Origin of the sequence: Pseudonocardia xinjiangensis, from assembly GCF_050948425.1 — a bacterium.
Taxonomy (GTDB): Bacteria; Actinomycetota; Actinomycetes; order Mycobacteriales; family Pseudonocardiaceae; genus Pseudonocardia; species Pseudonocardia xinjiangensis.
The window spans coordinates 7,612,793-7,629,150 of the sequence record NZ_CP192009.1 but is presented as its reverse complement, the minus strand read 5'-3'; the positions used below and the strand labels follow the sequence as shown (position 1 = coordinate 7,629,150).

General features: G+C 71.8%; 18 protein-coding genes. 11 read left to right on the top strand and 7 right to left on the bottom strand.

All coding sequences use genetic code 11. The features are described from left to right. Positions 1 to 17 precede the first annotated feature (17 nt). The 3 genes from ACQPZA_RS36090 to ACQPZA_RS36080 are packed head-to-tail and all read left to right on the top strand — an operon-like array spanning position 18 to position 2,222. A complete protein-coding gene (locus ACQPZA_RS36090; protein WP_433276960.1) occupies positions 18 to 425 on the top strand; it encodes a YciI family protein in 408 nt (135 codons plus the stop codon). A 26-nt stretch (positions 426 to 451) separates the two neighbouring features. Further along, complete coding sequence (locus tag ACQPZA_RS36085) at positions 452 to 1,597, top strand: RNA polymerase sigma factor (RefSeq protein ID WP_433276958.1); 1,146 nt, start codon at positions 452 to 454, stop codon at positions 1,595 to 1,597. A 34-nt stretch (positions 1,598 to 1,631) separates the two neighbouring features. Then, positions 1,632 to 2,222: a DinB family protein gene (locus ACQPZA_RS36080; protein WP_433276956.1), complete on the top strand. Its 591-nt coding sequence runs from the start codon at positions 1,632 to 1,634 to the stop codon at positions 2,220 to 2,222. A gap of 22 nt (positions 2,223 to 2,244) precedes the next feature. Here ACQPZA_RS36080 and ACQPZA_RS36075 read toward each other — a convergent pair whose 3' ends face one another. Continuing rightward, positions 2,245 to 2,907 carry a response regulator transcription factor gene (locus ACQPZA_RS36075; RefSeq protein ID WP_433276954.1) on the bottom strand — a complete coding sequence of 221 codons (663 nt, stop codon included), beginning with the start codon at positions 2,905 to 2,907 and terminating at the stop codon, positions 2,245 to 2,247. Continuing rightward, positions 2,904 to 4,052 (bottom strand): sensor histidine kinase, encoded by a 1,149-nt coding sequence (locus ACQPZA_RS36070; protein WP_433276953.1) that lies wholly within the window; start codon positions 4,050 to 4,052, stop codon positions 2,904 to 2,906. Before ACQPZA_RS36070 ends, ACQPZA_RS36075 begins: the two co-directional genes overlap by 4 nt. Positions 4,053 to 4,252: 200 nt before the next feature. Between ACQPZA_RS36070 and ACQPZA_RS36065 the strand changes: the two genes are divergently transcribed. Both ACQPZA_RS36065 and ACQPZA_RS36060 read left to right on the top strand, forming a co-directional pair. Then, positions 4,253 to 4,798, top strand: a complete 546-nt coding sequence (locus tag ACQPZA_RS36065) for an anthrone oxygenase family protein (protein ID WP_433276951.1) — start codon at positions 4,253 to 4,255, stop codon at positions 4,796 to 4,798. Beyond that, positions 4,795 to 5,259, top strand: a complete 465-nt coding sequence (locus ACQPZA_RS36060) for a hypothetical protein (RefSeq protein ID WP_433276949.1) — start codon at positions 4,795 to 4,797, stop codon at positions 5,257 to 5,259. Before ACQPZA_RS36065 ends, ACQPZA_RS36060 begins: the two co-directional genes overlap by 4 nt. On the opposite strand, the gene ACQPZA_RS36055 is transcribed toward ACQPZA_RS36060, so the two are convergent. Together ACQPZA_RS36055 and ACQPZA_RS36050 are read right to left on the bottom strand one after the other, a co-directional pair. Next, positions 5,256 to 5,729 (bottom strand): GNAT family N-acetyltransferase, encoded by a 474-nt coding sequence (locus tag ACQPZA_RS36055; protein WP_433276947.1) that lies wholly within the window; start codon positions 5,727 to 5,729, stop codon positions 5,256 to 5,258. The two genes, ACQPZA_RS36060 and ACQPZA_RS36055, sit on opposite strands and share 4 nt — an antisense overlap. A 26-nt stretch (positions 5,730 to 5,755) precedes the next feature. Then, positions 5,756 to 6,922: a flavin-containing monooxygenase gene (locus ACQPZA_RS36050; RefSeq protein WP_433276946.1), complete on the bottom strand. Its 1,167-nt coding sequence runs from the start codon at positions 6,920 to 6,922 to the stop codon at positions 5,756 to 5,758. 225 nt (positions 6,923 to 7,147) lie between these two features. Between ACQPZA_RS36050 and ACQPZA_RS36045 the strand changes: the two genes are divergently transcribed. From ACQPZA_RS36045 to ACQPZA_RS36035, 3 genes are all read left to right on the top strand, one after another. After that, positions 7,148 to 7,381: a hypothetical protein gene (locus ACQPZA_RS36045; RefSeq protein WP_169394990.1), complete on the top strand. Its 234-nt coding sequence runs from the start codon at positions 7,148 to 7,150 to the stop codon at positions 7,379 to 7,381. Positions 7,382 to 7,456: 75 nt separating this feature from the next. Beyond that, a complete protein-coding gene (locus tag ACQPZA_RS36040) occupies positions 7,457 to 7,687 on the top strand; it encodes a hypothetical protein (RefSeq protein WP_433276944.1) in 231 nt (76 codons plus the stop codon). A gap of 51 nt (positions 7,688 to 7,738) precedes the next feature. Continuing rightward, a complete protein-coding gene (locus ACQPZA_RS36035; RefSeq protein WP_433276942.1) occupies positions 7,739 to 9,745 on the top strand; it encodes a GAF domain-containing protein in 2,007 nt (668 codons plus the stop codon). Between the two features lie 6 nt (positions 9,746 to 9,751). Here ACQPZA_RS36035 and ACQPZA_RS36030 read toward each other — a convergent pair whose 3' ends face one another. Both ACQPZA_RS36030 and ACQPZA_RS36025 read right to left on the bottom strand, forming a co-directional pair. After that, entirely contained in the window at positions 9,752 to 10,456 is a 705-nt protein-coding gene (locus ACQPZA_RS36030) for a DUF1345 domain-containing protein (RefSeq protein WP_433276940.1), read from the bottom strand. A gap of 119 nt (positions 10,457 to 10,575) precedes the next feature. Next, positions 10,576 to 11,544 carry an aldo/keto reductase gene (locus ACQPZA_RS36025; protein ID WP_433276938.1) on the bottom strand — a complete coding sequence of 323 codons (969 nt, stop codon included), beginning with the start codon at positions 11,542 to 11,544 and terminating at the stop codon, positions 10,576 to 10,578. A 346-nt stretch (positions 11,545 to 11,890) separates the two neighbouring features. On the opposite strand from ACQPZA_RS36025, the gene ACQPZA_RS36020 reads away from it, so the two are divergent. From ACQPZA_RS36020 to ACQPZA_RS36010, 3 genes are read left to right on the top strand one after another with little or no spacing between them, the layout of a single operon-like run. Continuing rightward, on the top strand, positions 11,891 to 14,110 hold the full coding sequence (locus ACQPZA_RS36020) for a xanthine dehydrogenase family protein molybdopterin-binding subunit (RefSeq protein WP_433276936.1): 2,220 nt from the start codon (positions 11,891 to 11,893) through the stop codon (positions 14,108 to 14,110). After that, positions 14,107 to 15,042, top strand: a complete 936-nt coding sequence (locus ACQPZA_RS36015) for an FAD binding domain-containing protein (RefSeq protein ID WP_433276934.1) — start codon at positions 14,107 to 14,109, stop codon at positions 15,040 to 15,042. Before ACQPZA_RS36020 ends, ACQPZA_RS36015 begins: the two co-directional genes overlap by 4 nt. After that, a complete protein-coding gene (locus ACQPZA_RS36010; protein ID WP_433276932.1) occupies positions 15,039 to 15,548 on the top strand; it encodes a (2Fe-2S)-binding protein in 510 nt (169 codons plus the stop codon). Before ACQPZA_RS36015 ends, ACQPZA_RS36010 begins: the two co-directional genes overlap by 4 nt. 7 nt (positions 15,549 to 15,555) lie before the next feature. Here the strand turns inward: ACQPZA_RS36010 and ACQPZA_RS36005 are convergent, their stop codons facing one another. Beyond that, positions 15,556 to 16,335, bottom strand: a complete 780-nt coding sequence (locus ACQPZA_RS36005) for a class I SAM-dependent methyltransferase (protein ID WP_433276930.1) — start codon at positions 16,333 to 16,335, stop codon at positions 15,556 to 15,558. Positions 16,336 to 16,358: the final 23 nt, after the last annotated feature.

The window sequence follows — 16,358 nt, the reverse complement described above, 5'->3', positions numbered from 1 at the left end:
CACCAAGGAGTCCCAGCATGGCGAAGTACCTGCTTCTCAAGCACTACCGCGGCGCCCCGGAAGCCGTGAATCCCGTCCCGATGGACCAGTGGACCCCGGAGGAGGTCCAGGACCACGTGCAGTACATGAACGACTTCGCCGCCCGGCTCGAGAGCACCGGTGAGTTCGTCGACCACCAGGCACTCTCGCCCAGGGGCACGTTCGTCCGGTACGACGGGGAGGGCCGCCCGCCGGTCACCGACGGGCCCTTCGCGGAGACCAAGGACCTCATCGCCGGTTGGATGGTGATCGACGTCGACACCTACGAGCGCGCGCTCGAGCTCGCCGGCGAGCTGTCGGCGGCCCCCGGGGCCGGCGGCAAGCCGATCCACGAATGGCTCGAGCTGCGCCCGTTCCTGGGCGTTGCGCCCACTGTCACCGAGTGACCGGACCGGCCGGGGAAGATCAGCTGATGGACGAACTGCTGCTGAGGGAGCTGACTCCCGCGGTGATCGGCGTCCTCACCCGTCGCGGAGTCGACTTCGCGACGGCCGAGGACGCCGTGCAGGAAGCACTCATCCAGGCCGCGCTGACCTGGCCGGACCGGCAACCGACCGACCCGAAGGGCTGGCTGGTCACGGTCGCATGGCGCAAGTTCCTCGACGCCCGCCGCTCCGAGATCTCGCGTCGCGACCGGGAACAGCGGGTCGAGGTCGAGCCGCCACCCGGACCTGCTGAGACCGCGGACGACACGTTGCAGCTCTTCTTCCTGTGCGCCCACCCGTCGCTGACCCCGGCATCCGCGGTGGCCCTCACGCTGCGCGCGGTGGGTGGCTTGACCACCCGGCAGATCGCCCAGGCCTATCTCGTGCCGGAGGCGACGATGGCGCAGCGGATCAGCCGGGCCAAACGCACGGTCGCTGACGTGCGGTTCGATCAGCCGGGCGACCTGGCGACGGTGCGACGGGTGCTCTACCTGGTCTTCAACGAGGGCTACACCGGAGACGTCGACCTGGCGGCCGAGGCGATCCGGCTCACCCGGCAGTTGGCGTCGATGACCGATGACGAGGAGACCGCGGGCCTGCTGGCGTTGATGCTGCTGCACCACGCCCGGCGACCGGCGCGGACCAGGCGCGACGGCAGCCTGGTCCCGCTGGCCGAGCAGGACCGCTCCCGCTGGGACACCTCGCTCATCGCCGAGGGCGTCGCCATCCTGCAGAAGGCGCTGGCCCGCGACCGGCTCGGTGAGTTCCAGGCGCAGGCCGCGATCGCCGCCCTGCACGCCGACGCGCCGCGCGCCGAAGAGACCGACTGGGTGCAGATCGTCGGCTGGTACGACGAGTTGCTCCGGCTCACCGGGAGCCCGGTCGTGGAGCTCAACCGGGCCGTCGCGATCGGCGAGGCCGACGGCCCCGTGGCCGGCCTCGCCGCCTTGGCCACCGTGGACCCCGGCCTGCCCCGCCACACCGCCGCCTCGGCCTACCTGCACGAGAAGGCCGGCGACCTTCGGACCGCGGCACAGTTGTATGCCGATGCCGCCCGGTCCGCCCCCAACCTCGCCGAGCGCCACCACCTCACCCTGCAGGCAGCGCGGATCAGCCAGTCGCTGCGTGCGTGAGGCCTGATGGCGTCGGGTGGCAGGCTCGCTCCCCATGATCGACGATTTCGCGAAGGCGTACCTCCACAGCGACCTGCGCGACGTGCGGGAGACGATGCTCTGGAAGCTGGACGGGCTCACCGAGTACGACGTCCGCCGCCCCCTGACCTCTACGGGCACCAATCTCCTCGGCCTGGTCAAACACCTGTCGAACACCGAGGCCCGGTACTTCGGCGACGTGTTCGGGCGCCCGTTCCCGGAACGGCTGCCCTGGTGGGACGAGGACGCAGACTTCGCCGCCGACAAGTGGGTCACCGAGCACGAGTCACGCGCCGAGATCGTCGACCGGTACCGGCGGGCGTGGGAGCACACGGACGCGACGATCGCCGCCCTCGCCATCGACGCGCCCGGCCACGTGCCCTGGTGGCCGCGCCCGGACGTGAAGCTGTTCAACGTCATGGTCCACGTGCTCACCGAGACCAACCGGCACGCCGGGCACGCCGACATCCTGCGCGAGCAACTGGACGGCGCGGTCGGATCGGCCGCGTGGAACACGGCCCTGCAGGAACGTGGCACGGCTTTCTGGGAGGCCCACCGCGCGAAGATCGAGCGGGCGGCCAAGGCTGCTCGCCCGGCTCAGCCCTGACCCGGGCGAGCCCCAAGGCCTGCTAGTGCTCGCCGGGCCGGACGAGCCCGCTCTCGTAGGCGATCACCACGAGTTGGGAGCGGTCGCGGGCGTTGAGTTTGCCGAGGAGGCGGCCGACGTAGGTGCGGGCGGTGTCCGGGCTGATGTGCAGGACGCTTCCGATCTCGGCGTTCGAGCGACCGGCCCCGACCTGGGCGAGGACGTCGCGCTCACGGTCGGTGAGCCCGACGAGCCGCTCCGGCTGCGCGGCTCCGGACCGGGCTGCGGCGGCCAGCACCCGTCGGGTCACGGCAGGTGAGAGGAGTGCGTCTCCGCCGGCCACGATGCGCACTGCTTCGCGGAGGGCATCAGGTGCGGTGTCCTTGAGGAGGAAACCGGCTGCACCCGCACGGATGGCTTCGAAGAGGTACTCGTCGTCGTCGAACGTGGTCAGCATGATCACCTGGACACCGCTCAGCACGGGTTCGCCGAGGATCCGGCGGGTCGCCTGCAGACCATCGGTGCCGGGCATGCGGACGTCCATGAGCACGATGTCCGGGCGGTGGGTGCGCACGACGGTGACTCCGGTCGTCCCGTCGCCGGCCTCGCCGACCACGGTGATGTCGGGCGCCCGCTCGAGAAGAGCGCGCAGCCCCGCGCGAATGAGGTGCTGGTCGTCGACGAGCACGACGCGTATCTCGCTCAATGTGCCGCCCTCCCGACGGGCAGGTGTGCCTGCACGTGGAAGCCGCCTCCCTCCAGGTTGCCGACGTGCACACTGCCGCCGAGCAGGGCGATCCGCTCGGTCATTCCGCGCAGTCCGTGACCGTGCTCGGCCGGTTGGTCGGCCGGTGCGCCGTGGCCGTCGTCGGCGACCTCCAGTGCCAACCCCGTGCCGGACGCGCGGACCGACACTGTGACCCGACTTGCGTCGGCGTGCCGGAGCGCATTGGTCAGTGCCTCCTGCACGACCCGGTAGGCGGTGGTGCCGACCACGGTAGGGACCCCGCTGACGTCCCCGGTGAGGTGCAGGTCAACCGGGAGCCCGCTGCGGATGACGCCGTCGGCGAGGTCGCGGAGCCGGTCGAGCCCCGGCGGGGGTTCGCGGGTGCCGGGTCCGCCGAGCCAGGTGCCGAGGGTGGCGCGGAGTTCGGACATCGCGCTCCTCGCCGCAGTGCCGATCGTCGTGACCGCACCGCGGACGTCGGCGACCGAGCCCCCGTCGAGTGCTTCCTCTGCCACGGCGGCCTGCAAGGTGATCACCGACATGGTGTGGCCGAGGGTGTCGTGCAACTCGCGGGCGATGCGGATCCGTTCGGTGTCGACCTCACGGGCAGCTTCGCGGCGTCGCTCCTCTGCCGCCGCAGCGGCCTGCCTGGCCATTTGTGCGCGCAAGGCACGTCGGCTGCGCATGGCGTCGCCCAGCGCGATCACCGCGAGCATCAGGACGGCGTCCGATCCGAGGGCAAGACCCACGACGTAGGTGAGGTCGTCGCCCTCGGCCAGCCGCGCTGTCACCGAGACCAGAAGCAGTACCGCGGCGATGCCCGCAGCGGCGAAGGGCCGGCCATGATCGGCAGCGGCGTACAGCGCGGCTGCCACCGGAACCGCCACGCCGATCGGGGGCAGGTCGAGCAGGTAGTAGAGGACGAGGCCGGCCGCGGTCGCCGCCAGCGCCGACACCGGCCACCGGCGGCTCACCAGCATCAGTGCGCCGAATCCGGCAGCGAAGGCGTACGCGAGCACCGACCGGCTGATCGGTCCGGCGTCGGTGACCACCGCGGCCGCCACGAGACAGGACACCGCGATGGCCAGCAGTGCATCGGAACGGGTGGGACGGCCGGCTCGCACGATGTCGCAGGTTAGCGCCGCGGACGCCTCGTGGGCCGTCGTCGAGACGCGTGACTGTGGGCGCTCGAAGTACGTCGAGAAGCGATCGGGGTCGCGCGGCCGGGAGGCAGTCGAGGCGCGCGGGCGGACTTAGCGTCGGTCGGGTGACGGCGGCCCTGTTGCCGGAGTTGTCGAGGATCGATGTGAGAGGACGCGGGGGGATGTCGTGTACGAGGTGGACCACGGTGGTGCTGATCGCGCTGGTGTGGGCGTCGATGATGTCGTTCGGCGGGGTGGCCGCCGAGACGGTGATGCTGTATCCGAACATCTTCGGCGATGCGCCGGCGTCGTTGGATCGGGCGCGGGAGTTCCTGATCGCGGGGGGTCCGAGCGACTACTTCCCCCCGTTGGGAGCCACCGTGGTGCTCACGTGCCTGGTGGCGACGGCGTTGACGTGGCGGGAGCCGCGGCTGCGGTGGTGGATCGTGGCCGCGGCCGCGGTGTTCATCGGGTGCGAGTTCCTGTTCTCGGCGATGTTCTTCTGGCCGCGCAACGAGATCATGTTCGTGGATCCGGTCGGTACCCATTCCCCGGAGTACCTGCGTCAGGTGGCGCAGGAGTTCGTGACCGGGCACTGGGTGCGTTTAGCCGGGGGCGCGGTGACGTCTGCGTTGGCGTTCACGGCGCTGCTGCGGTGGGTGGGCCGGACCGCACGGGCCGGCACCGACCGCCGCGAGCGCACCGAAACCGGTGGGGCGCTGCTGTGAGCCGACCGACGCGGGTGCTCGGATTCTCCTGGCCGGTGCTGATCGGGCTGGCCACGCTGGCAGTCCCCCGGGTCGTGCTGCACGACCTGGGAGTGATCGAGGAGGGTTCGTTCGTCAACGGGCTGTTCGTGTTCGTCCCACCCGTCTGCTGGATCGCCGCAGTGCTGTGGAAACGCCCCCACCGCCCGTTTGCCACTGTCGTCGTCATCGGCGCGATCTACGGGGTGCTCCTCGCCCTGGGCCACCAACTGCTCTGGGACATGGCGTTCGGCGAGGAGACACCGGCCCTGGGTGGCGAGCTCGCCGGCACCGACCCCGCCACCCAGGAGACCGCCCTGCGTACCGTCGCTGCGATCTCCAGCGTGGTCACCGGCACCCTCGTCGGGGTGGCCGCCGGCGCCCTTGCGGTGCTCCTGTGCCGCCTCGTGCCGGCATCCCAGGCCGCCGACAGCGAGAGCTAGCCGACTTGGGCGGCTGAAGGGCAGCACGTCGTCGCCCCTGCCGGCGCGGCCTGCTGTCCGGTCGCCTGCACCGGGCGGTTCCGGCCTCGTAGACGCAGGTAGGCAGTCGACTCCTGCACGAAGCCCCAGCGCGCGTAGAACGGCGCCACGTCGGCATCGGCCGCCAACGCCACGTGCGTGGCGCCGGATGCAGTCGCCCAGCCGGTCAGTTCGTCCATGATCCGTGCGCCGAGACCCTGCCCCTGCACCGCCGGCTCGACGACGACATCGACCAGGACGAGATACAGCCCGTCACCGATCACCCGCCCCATGCCGACAGCTCGGCCTGCCTCGTCGTGAGCGGTGAGCCCGAACACTGTTGCACCCAATGCCCGGGCGCACGCTTCCACGTCAGGACTCGGCCAACCCACTGACGCGCGCAAGCGCACGTAGTCCTCGGGCAGGGGCGCACGAGCCACGGTGGTGAACATCGACCCATGATCGAATGGGAAGCCTGTCAATTCATAGGGGTGTCGCGGCGCGCTGCCCGGCCGATCCGTCGGGCTTCGATGGCGATGTCGCGGAGCGCCCCGCTGATGGAGATCGTGTAGCCGAGGAAGTACAGCCCGGGTGCAACAGCGACGCCTGAGGCCGGCGGGCGCCCGTCGCCGTCGAGGATGCCGAGGTGGCCGACCATCTTGTCCAGGCCCTGGCGGTAGCCGGTCGCGGCGATGACCACGTCGGGGGTGATCACGGAGCCATCGGCCAGCCGGACCCCGGACCCCTCGAATCCGGCGACCGACGCCACGGGCTTGACCTTGCCCGACTTCACGGCGTCGATGAGACCGACGTCCTGGACGGGGACCGCGCGGTCCCGGAGCACGCGCGTGTACATGCCCTCCTGTGGGCGGGGAAGGCCGTACGCGCTCAGGTCGGGGGTGCTCAGCCGAGACTGCACGCGCGCTGCCTGGTCGACCGCGACGCGCGGGGCGTGGCGCAGCAGGATCCCGGATGCCTGGGCGGGCCAGCCCGCCACGTCGCGGCGGACGATGTGCGGCGGCGTACGGACCGCGAGGCGTACGCGACGCGCACCGCCGGCCGCCAGGTCGGCCGCGATCTCCGCCCCCGTATTGCCGACGCCGACGACGAGGACGTCGCGCCCGGAGTACGGACCGGGGTTGCGGTAGTCCTTCGCGTGGAGGAACTCGCCGGTGAACGTCTCCCGTCCCGCCCAGTCCGGCAGGTGAGGGGTGTGGTTGTGGCCGGTGGCGACCACGACCGTGCGCGCGGCCAGCTCCTCGCCCCCGGCGGTGCGCAGTAACCACCGGGCGCCGTCGTGTGCGGCGCCGTCAGCCTGGTCGACCCGTTCGATCTCGGTGCCGGTGCGGACGTCGAGACCGTGGTGCTCCCTGTACTGCTCCAGGTACCGCACGAGGTCGTCGCGGGCCACCCAGCGGCCGTAGGACCGGGGAATCGCGAATCCCGGCAGGCCGGACAAACTGCGGATGGTGTGGAGGCGCAACCTGTCGTAATGGGTGCGCCAGCTCGCCGCCACGGCCTCACTGCGCTCCAGGACGGTGGCGGGAATGCCGTGTCCCTTGAGGACGGCGGCCGCGGCGAGCCCGGCGGGACCCCCGCCGATGACGTACGCCTGCCCAGCACCCTGCCCGATGGGGACGACCATTCCGAGAACCTCGCATCTTCTCCGGTGTGCACCGCCGCGACAACGTAGCCAATCCGGGCCCCTTGTGGATCAATCGACGGCGGCGGGCTGGCAGGGTAAGGAAACGGTCACATCCCCATGTCTCCAGAGGTCTCGTCCCCGTGTCGCCGGGTGAACGGCGAGCTGTCGCCGTCGCCGGTCCGGGATGATGGGAGTACAGGACCCGAGAGCCAGGGAGCGGATGCCGTGACGGTCGACGAGCTGGTGGTCGAGTTCGCGTTGACGCGACTCGACAACCCGGGCCTCGACCTCGAGGAGATCGCCGCACTGGTCGTCCGCCGCGTCGGACCGGACCAGATGCTCGAGTTCGCGTCGCGCAACCTCGGAGTGCGTGGTGAGCTGCGGGGCGGCGCGTTCGAGTCGGCAGTCGAGTACGTGCTCCGCACCGTGCTGCTGCTGCGGGACGACGTGGGCGACTGACGTTCCCAAGCCTTCCGCCCGTCACATGGACACATGTCGCGGTCCGAAGGGCCTTGGGAACAGCGATATGTGTCCATGTCGCGGTGCGCCCTCGGCGACCCCTGGCTCGAGGAGTTGGCGACGCGGCGGGACGTGATCGAGCGGCTGATGGCCGCGCACCTGCCGAACGACGACGGGCTGTGCGTCGAGTGCACGACCCCTGGCCACGGGACGCCGTGGGCGCCGTGGCCATGCTCGTTGTGGACCCTTGCGGACGGGGCGCACCAGCTGCGCGCGCTGCGGAACCCCCGTCGGCCGCCCGGCTGAATCCACTCGTCGTCGTCTCTTCCGGCTCGGAGCCGGGGGTAGCCTGCATCTGTGGCCGCATGGGAGCGGGCCCATCGGCTTCCGCTCGGCGCGGAGATAGCGCTGGCGTTCGCAACGGGCGTCGGCACGTTCGCCCTGGCAGCCGTAGTTCTGGCGCACATGGACTCCAGGGTGGTCGCTGCGGTCCTTGGCGTCGTGTGCTTCCTTGCCGTGGTCGCGACAGCGAGGTTTGTGAGCGTCGTGTACGCGGTCCCGGCGGGGATGGCGGGCATGCTCGCCTTCGACTGGTTCTACCTGCCGCCGACGCACCCGTTCGCGTTCCCGGACACGGCCAACCTGGTGGATCTCGTCGTCTACCTGGTCGTCGGGGTCGTCCTGGGCGAACTGGCGGCCCACACCGCGCGCCGCGCCCGTGCCGCCGAGTGGGCCCACCGTGAGATCGCTGACGAGCAGGTGGCGCTTCGCCGGGTCGCCACCCTCGTCGCCAAGGGCGTGCCCGCCGATGACTTCTTCGCCTCGGTGGCGGCGGAGGCCGGCACCCTGCTCGACGTGCACGGCGTCCGGCTCGCCCGCTACGAGCACGGGACGGAGCTCGTGCACGTGGCCGAATGGAGCCTGCCCGGCTGTGCTCCTCCTGCCTACCAGCGCACGGAGGTCGAGGGCACGACCGTGGCCGCCGAGGTGCTCCGTACGGGGCGCGCGGTCCGCGTCGACGACTACGAGGACGTCGCCACGCCGTTCACGCGTGGCGCAGATCTGAAGTCGGTTGTCGGTGTTCCCGTCGTCGTCGACAACCGGCGGTGGGGCGTGTTGATCGCCTGGTCCGTGAGCGGCCCCCTCCCACCCGAGACGGAAGTCCGGCTGACCGGCTTCACCGAGCTGGTCGCCACCGCGATCGCCAACGCGCAGGCCCGGGTTGAGCTGCGGAGCTTCGCGGAGGAGCAGGCGGCCCTGCGGCGGGTGGCGACGATGGTGGCCGGCGGGGCGGCACCGGCCGAGACGTTCGGTTTCGTGGCAGGCGAGGTCGGCCGGTTGCTGGGCGCGGACGTCGCGGTCGTGTTCCGGTACGAGCCCGATGGCGTCGGCACGGTCGTCGGTGTGTGGAGCGTGCCAGGGGTGGATTTCCCGGGCACCGCACGGATGCGGGTGGCGGGTGGCGGCACGGCCGCGACGGTGCTGGCGACCGGCCGGCCGGTGCGGACGGAACACTTCGAGGGCCCCGAAGGATCGATCGCGAACTGCTTCGCGCACCTCGGCGCCAGGTCGGGAGCGGGGGCGCCCATCACCGTCGAGGGGCGGCTGTGGGGCGTCATGATCGCCGTGTCGCGCGCGGCGCCGCTCCCTGCCGGCGCGGAGGCGCGGCTGGCCGGCTTCACCGATCTGGTCGCCACCGCCCTCGCCGACGCCGATGCCCGGGCTGCGCTCACCGCCTCGCGCGTGCGCATCGTGGCTGCCGCCGACACCGCGCGCCGCCGCATCGAGCGCGACCTGCACGACGGCGCCCAGCAACGCCTCGTCTCTCTCGCTCTGCACCTGCGCGGCAGCGTGCAGCGGGCGGTACCACCCGGCTCCGACGATCTGACCGCGCAGCTGGACCGGGTCGTCGACGAGCTGGGCGAGGTGCTGGGCGACCTGCGGGAGATCGCCCGCGGTCTGCACCCGGCCGCCCTCGCCGAGGGCGGCCTGGGCGCCGCGGTGAAAACGCTGGCCCGCCGCTCCGCCGTCCCCGTCCGCCTCGACATCCGGGTCGGCACCCGGCTACCCGAACCGATCGAGCTCGCGGCCTACTACACCGTTTCCGAGGCGCTCACCAACACGGCCAAGCACGCGGACGCCGAGGTGGTCGACGTCGAGGTGAGAACCGATGACAGCCTCCTGCACGTCGTCGTCCGTGACGACGGGCGCGGTGGCGCCGACACCGGCGGCGGGTCCGGTCTCGTCGGCCTCAAGGACCGCGTCGAGGCGCTCGGTGGCCGGTTCTCCGTCCACAGCCCGCCCGATGCCGGCACGTCCCTGTGCGTGTCCCTGCCCCTCGCCGCCCCCCACGAGCACGGGTAGCAGGACTCAGGTGCTGGTGATCAGGCCGACCACCAGGCCGAGGATCGCGGTGTTGTAGACGAACGTGATCAGGCCGTGGGCCAGCACCATCCCGCGGGCGCGGGCGGAGCGGATCTCGACGTCGGAGGTGACGAACGTCGTGCCGACGGTGAAGGAGAAGTAGACGAACTCCAGCAGCGTGGGGGCCGGCGTATGGGGGAACGAGAGCGGAGGGTCGTCGGCGCCGAGGCAGAGCTGGGCGTACCGCTCGGCGTAGCTCAGATGCAGGATCGCCCACGCGAGCAGAACGGTGATGACGTTGACCGTCCGGATGGTGTCGGCGACGTCCCCGGTGCCCTCGACGCCGACGATCTCCAGCCCGGACCCGAGCAGGATGATCGCCGTGGACAGGCTGATGAGGTAGCTCGTGCGGCCACGGGCCAGCCGCTTCGGCCAGTCCTGGTCCCCGCTGCTCGACCGGCGCACCCGGACCACCCGGATCCCGATGTAGCAGCTGCCCACGACGATCCAGAGCAGGCTGGTGATCATGAACGGGCGGAGGTCCGCCTCGGGATCCTCGGGGTTGACGATGGCGGCCAGGCTGGTCAGGAGCAGGAGTACGTCGACCGCCCGCGCCGCCCATCGACCTGCCGTGCGCGCCGGTGAGCCAGCGGCCCGCCGGGTCCCGGCGCCACCGGGCTCGGGGTCCGCGGGTGTCGTCGGCTCGGTCACTGTCGTCCCTGTTCATCGCGGGCGCCGTGGCGGATCGGGTTCTGCAGTCTGCCCGCTGCGGGTCGTTCCGCGAGTCATCGACAGGGCTCAGTCCCCCGGTCGTGCCTACCGGGGTGCCGTCACGAGATACGGTCGAAGAAGGCCGCGATCTCCGCGCGTTCGTCCGGGTCGAGGATGAGGTCGACCGCGTCGGCGACGTCGGTGAACTGGGCCTTGTTGCGGGGGGCCACGAGTGGGGCTGTCACGAGCGGCGCGCTGGTGACCCAGGCCAGGGCCAGGGCGGCGGTACCGACTCCGCGGCGGCGGGCGGCGGCGGCCAGCAGGTCGAGCCCTCGCCACGTGGGTTCGTCGAGGGGACGCAGCGAGCCGGGGGCGACCACCAGGCGGCTCCCCGGGTCCGGCGCCACGCCCTGCTGGTAGCGGCCGGACAGCGTTCCTCCGGCCAGCGGGCTGTAGGGGGTGTAGCCGAGGCAGTGCTCGGCCACGAGGCGCCACACGTCGGACTCGTCGTCCCTGTTCAGCAGGTTGTACTCGTTCTGGACCCACTCGTATCGCGGCAGGCCGTGCCGGTCCGCGGCAATGAGGGCGGACTCCAACTGTGACGCGCTGACGTTGCAGGCGCCGAAACCGCGGATCCGGCCGGACTCGAGCAGGCCCGCGAACGTCTCCAGCGTTTCCTCGATCGGGGTCTCGTCGTCCGGGCCGTGTGACAGGTACAGATCGACGCGGCCGAGCCGTTCTTCACTGATCGCGAACTGGCGCGTGATGTGCTCGGCGGTCAGCGTGACGCGGCGCTGTTGCGGTGACACCAGATTGCCGACCTTGGTGGAGATCAGCATCTCGCTGTCGGGGTGCTCGATGCTCCACAGCCCGACGACCTGTTCGCTGATTCCTCCCGAGTAGGAGTCGGCGGTGTCCAGCACGGTGATGCCCAGCGTGTCGGCCGCGTCGATCTGGGCCAACCCCTCGTCGACGCGGAGACCCTTGCCGCGGGTGCTCGCCGGAGTGCCGATACCGCCGATCGATCCGCATCCGAGCAGGACCTGCGACACGGTGAGGCCGGTGCCCCCGAGGGGCCGTTGTTTCATGCGCATGGGTTTGTCCTCGGCTCGGGATGACCGATGATCATCGGGGCCGTGACGCAATGTCAACGGCGCTGCGGAGGAAGTTGCCCGAACGGGCCGAGATCGGCATCCGGACTACGTCAATATCGGGTGATATGTCGTTTTCGACGATTTCGCTGCGCACCTTGTGATCGTGGGCAGCCCGGATTCCGCCCTCGCCCGAGGTCCGGGGATTACTGTGAGGGGAGTGAGCGGATTTCCGCAGACTCGTGTCCCGGTCCGGCCTCCTGTGTCGCCGCCTCCTGCCTCCACCCGTGTCCCGGAGAGCGCGCAGTCCTGGGCGCTGGGGAGACGGGAGGACGCCCGCCTGGTGACCGGAGCGGGCAACTACGTCGGTGACCTCAAGGTCGCCGGCTGCCTCGATGCGGCCTTCGTGCGCAGTACCGTCGCCCACGGGCGGCTGCTCGCGGTCGACACGAGCGCGGCCGCCGAGGTCGACGGCGTCGTCGGGGCCTGGAGCGCTGCGGACCTGGGCGACGATCTGGCCTTCGTCCCCCCGTTCTTCCCGTCCGCCGGCGGCGAGGATCCGCGCAGGTGCGCGGCACTGGCGGTCGACCGGGCGCGGTACGTCGGGGAGCCGCTCGCCGTCATCGTCGGCACCGACCGCTATGTGGCGGAGGACGGGGCCGACGCGGTGCGGGTGGACATCGACCCGCTGCCCGCGCTGGTCGACCCCGGGGAGGCCGCTGCGTCGTCGACGTGGCTCTTCGACGGGGTGGACAACGTCGTTACGGAGATGGAGTTCGGGACGCCCATCGACGACGAGGTGTGGCAGCGGGCCGCCGTCGTGGTCGAGGGCGCCTACCGGCAGCCGCGCCTCGCCCCCACCTCGATGGAGCCGCGGGCGATCCTCGCCGTCCCCGAGACCGACGGGCACCTGACGGTCTGGGTCTCCCACCAGGCACCCCACCGGCTGCGCAGGGACCTCGCGTCGGCGCTGGGGCTCGACGCGGAGCGGATCCGGGTGCGGGTGGCCGACAGCGGCGGCGCCTTCGGGGCGAAGAGCGGCACCTTCCCCGAGTACCTGTCGGTCGTCGGGCTGGCGGTGAAGCTGGGCCGTCCGGTGCGGTGGCTCGAGGACCGCGCCGAGACGCTGTCCGGTTCCACCCACGGGCGTGGCCAGAACCAGCGGGTGCGCCTGGCCGCCGACGAGAACGGCCGGATGCTGGCGCTGGCGCTGGAGGTCGACGCCGACGTCGGCGCGTACCCGAACACCGGGTTCGTGGCCGCCGAGACGGGGCAGGCCGCCGCCGGTGTGTACCTGACCCCGAACGTGCACGCCCGGATCCGGGTGGTCGTCACCAACACCACCCCCACCGCCCCCTACCGCGGCGCCGGACGTCCCGAGCAGGTCTACGCCGTCGAGCGCACCGTCGACCTCCTCGCCCGCCGCCTCGGCATGGACCCTGCGGAGCTGCGGCGGCGCAACTTCATCCCGCCGGAGGCGTTCCCGTACCACTCGCCCACCGGCCGGGTCTTCGACAGCGGGCAGTACGAGCTGGCCCTGGACAAGGCGCTGGAGCTGGTCGACTACACCCACTGGCGCGAGGAACAGCTACGGCGTCGGCGCTCGGGCAGCGAGCGGCCGCTCGGCATCGGGCTGTGCAGCTTCGCCGAGCGCTCGGGCCTCGAACAGGCGCCCATGGCAAACGAGTGGGCTTCCGTCGACGTCGCGCCCGACGGGAGCGTCACCGCCCGCGTCGGCACCTGTTCCACCGGCCAGAGCCACGAGACGGTATTTCCGGAGCTCGTGGCGCGCACCCTCGGCATCCCGCCGGGCCGGGTCTCGCTCATCGAGGGCGACACCGACGAGACGGCGCAGGGCATCGGCACCTTCGGCAGCCGCTCGATGCAGGTCGGAGGCGCGGCACTGCACCGGGCTGCGCTGGAGCTGATCGAGGAGGCGAGGCGCCGCGCGGGGGAGCCGGACGCCCGCTACGCCGACGGCACCGTGATCATCGGTCAGCGCAGCTGGACGCTGGCTGAGCTGGCGGCGGCGTCGCCGGAACCGCTGCGGGCCGGTGGTGTGTACGACACCCCCGCTGCCTTCCCCTTCGGGACCTACGTGGCGGTGGTCGAGGTCGACCGCGAGCTGGGCAACGTACGCGTGCTGCGCCTCGTCGCCGTCGACGACTGCGGAGTGGCGGTCGACCCGGAGATCGTGGAGGACCAGACGCGCGGAGGCATCGTGCAGGGGCTCGGCCAGGCGCTGTACGAGGTGATGCCCTACGACGACCAGGGCGTGCCGCAGGCCGACGGGCTGCTCGGCTACCTGCTGCCGACGATCGGCGAGCTCCCGCCCATCAGCCTCGACACCACCGTCACCCCCAACCCGAACACGGCGCTGGGGGCCAAGGGCGCGGGCGAGGCCGGCTGCATCGGCACTCCGCCCGCGATCGTCAACGCCGTCATCGACGCGCTGGGACCGCAGCCCGCCGGCACGGCCACGGACATCGGCGGCATGCAGCTGCCGCTGACCCCCGAGACCTGCTGGCTCGCAGCCGCCGGCCAGGAGGTGGGCGCCCGATGAAACCGGCACCCTTCGACTACACCGCCCCGGCGGAGCTGTCCGATGCCGTCACCGCGCTCGCCGAGCGGCCGGAGACGGCCCGGGTGCTGGCCGGCGGCCAGAGCCTCGTGCTCGAGATGCACTACCGCCGCGAGCGTCCCGCGCTGCTGGTCGACATCAACAACGTGCGCGAGCTGGACACGATCACCGTGGATGGCGACGCGCTGCGCGTCGGCGCCCTCGCCCGGCATCGCGCCTTCGAGACGCCGACCGTGGCGCCGGGGGCGCTGGGACGGCTGCTGAGCCGGGTCAGCCCGCTCATCGCGCACCCGCCGGTGCGGGCGAGAGGCACCATGGCCGACAGCCTGGCGTGGGCCAACCCGGTGTCCGAGTGGTGCGCCACGGCCGTGGCCCTGGATGCCGGGATCGAGCTGACCGGGCCGGCGGGCAGCCGGCTGGTGGGTGCGGGCGAGTTCTTCCTCGGCCCCTTCCGCACCGCGCGGCAGCCGGACGAGATCCTGACGTCGGTACGGCTGCCGCTGCTTCCGGGGACCGAGAGCGGCACGGTCGGCGTCGGCTTCTGCGAGCAGCACCGCACGCACGCCAGCTTCGCCCAGGTCGCGGTGGTCGCCGTGCTGACACTGCGGGACGGGGTGATCGTCGAGGCCCGCCTGGGGCTGGCCGGGGCGGCCGACCGGCCGGTGCGCGCGCACGAGGCCGAGCGCCATCTGGTCGGCAGAGAGCCCGAGCCCGACGTCTTCGCCCAGGCCGCCGCCCTGGCCGCAGCGGGCGCCGACCCACTCTCCGAGCCGCACGCCGGCGTCGAGTACCGGCGGCACGTGATCGGCGTGCTCGTCCGGCGCGCGCTGGTGCAGGCCCGCGAGGACAGCGAGAGCGCGGACTTCTTCAGCGGCGCGGGCCGCGACGGACACGACGGCTGGGAGGCACGATGACAGGGCGGATCCCGGTACGGCTCACGGTCAACGAGACGCCGTACGACGTCACGGTCGAGCCACGACGGCTGCTGGCCGACGTGCTGCGCGAGGACTGCGACCTCACCGGCACCAAGCTCGGATGCGAGCACGGCGTGTGCGGATCCTGCACCGTCCTGGTCGACGGCGAGGGGGTGCGTTCCTGCCTCATGTTCGCGGTGCAGTGCGCCGGCCGCGACATCCGGACGGTCGAGGGGCTGACGGCCGACGGCGGACTCCACGCCTTCCAGGAGGCGATCTCCGCCGAACACGGCCTGCAGTGCGGGTTCTGCACAGCCGGGTTCGTGATGCTGGTGGTCGGCGCCCTGGAGGAGGACCCCACCATCGCCGAGGATCCCGAACGCCTGGACGGGCTGCTGGCCTCGAACCTCTGCCGCTGCACGGGCTACGAGGGCATCCGGCGCGCGGTGCTGCGCGTGTACGGCAAGGACGGCACGCGCCAGGAGAACGGGACCGCCGAGGACTGAGCGGGGATCAGCCGTCGCGTCGCCGAGCCACGAAGAGGAGCGCATCCTGCTCGTCGAGGCGGTCCGCACCGGCTGCCTCGGTGAGAAGACCGCTCGCGACCATCTCGCCGAGCTCTGCCCGGAGGTCGTCGGCGTGCTCACGCCACAACCCGTAGAGCCGACGCCAGTGCTCGTGGTGGAACGCGTTGGGCATGCGTGCCTCGAGATCGAAGCCGGCGTCGTCGAGAAGGTGGTCCCACGAGTCAGGAGTGCCGGGCACCACGGCCCGGTTCTGCGCCGCGGTGAAGACCAGGCGCCCGCCGGGCGTGAGAAGGCGGTGGACCTCACGCAGCGCTGCGGCGCGGTCGGGAGCGAAGGGCAACGCGTCGATGCTCACCGCGCCCTGACCGCTGCCGGCTGCCAGCCCGGTGGAGTCGAACTCGCCGACCCGGAACGAGGCCCGGCCCTCGGCGAGGAACCGCGGTGACCGCGCCCCCGCCAGCTCGATCGCGACCGGACTCACGTCGACTCCGACCAGGCGGGCGGACAGGGCCCGGGCGAGCCACAGGCCAGGACCGCCGCGGCCACACCCGAGATCGAGGAGGGTGTCGTCCGGCTTCAGCCGGAGGCCGGCCACCACCTGACCGAGCAGCCACCAGCAGCACGAGCTGAAGGGGTCGACCTCTGCCGGGTACTGGTCGCCCAGCGCCCGGGCCCAGAGCTCCCGTACCAGGCGGCTCTTGTGCAGAACCCGGAAGGCCAGGTCGTAGCCCTCGGACTCGCTGACTGATTTGTCTGATTCACTCATCAGGAAGAAGATCCCACGAACCG

Excerpts from the sequence above, each read along its gene's own strand:
- ACQPZA_RS36090 (WP_433276960.1), top strand. The coding sequence starts at position 18 with ATGGCGAAGTACCTGCTTCTCAAGCACTACCGCGGCGCCCCGGAAGCC.
- ACQPZA_RS36085 (WP_433276958.1), top strand. The coding sequence starts at position 452 with ATGGACGAACTGCTGCTGAGGGAGCTGACTCCCGCGGTGATCGGCGTC.
- ACQPZA_RS36080 (WP_433276956.1), top strand. The coding sequence starts at position 1,632 with ATGATCGACGATTTCGCGAAGGCGTACCTCCACAGCGACCTGCGCGAC.
- ACQPZA_RS36065 (WP_433276951.1), top strand. The coding sequence starts at position 4,253 with ATGTCGTGTACGAGGTGGACCACGGTGGTGCTGATCGCGCTGGTGTGG.
- ACQPZA_RS36055 (WP_433276947.1), bottom strand. The coding sequence starts at position 5,729 with ATGTTCACCACCGTGGCTCGTGCGCCCCTGCCCGAGGACTACGTGCGC.
- ACQPZA_RS36050 (WP_433276946.1), bottom strand. The coding sequence starts at position 6,922 with ATGGTCGTCCCCATCGGGCAGGGTGCTGGGCAGGCGTACGTCATCGGC.
- ACQPZA_RS36040 (WP_433276944.1), top strand. The coding sequence starts at position 7,457 with ATGTCGCGGTGCGCCCTCGGCGACCCCTGGCTCGAGGAGTTGGCGACG.
- ACQPZA_RS36025 (WP_433276938.1), bottom strand. The coding sequence starts at position 11,544 with ATGAAACAACGGCCCCTCGGGGGCACCGGCCTCACCGTGTCGCAGGTC.
- ACQPZA_RS36015 (WP_433276934.1), top strand. The coding sequence starts at position 14,107 with ATGAAACCGGCACCCTTCGACTACACCGCCCCGGCGGAGCTGTCCGAT.
- ACQPZA_RS36010 (WP_433276932.1), top strand. The coding sequence starts at position 15,039 with ATGACAGGGCGGATCCCGGTACGGCTCACGGTCAACGAGACGCCGTAC.
- ACQPZA_RS36005 (WP_433276930.1), bottom strand. The coding sequence starts at position 16,335 with ATGAGTGAATCAGACAAATCAGTCAGCGAGTCCGAGGGCTACGACCTG.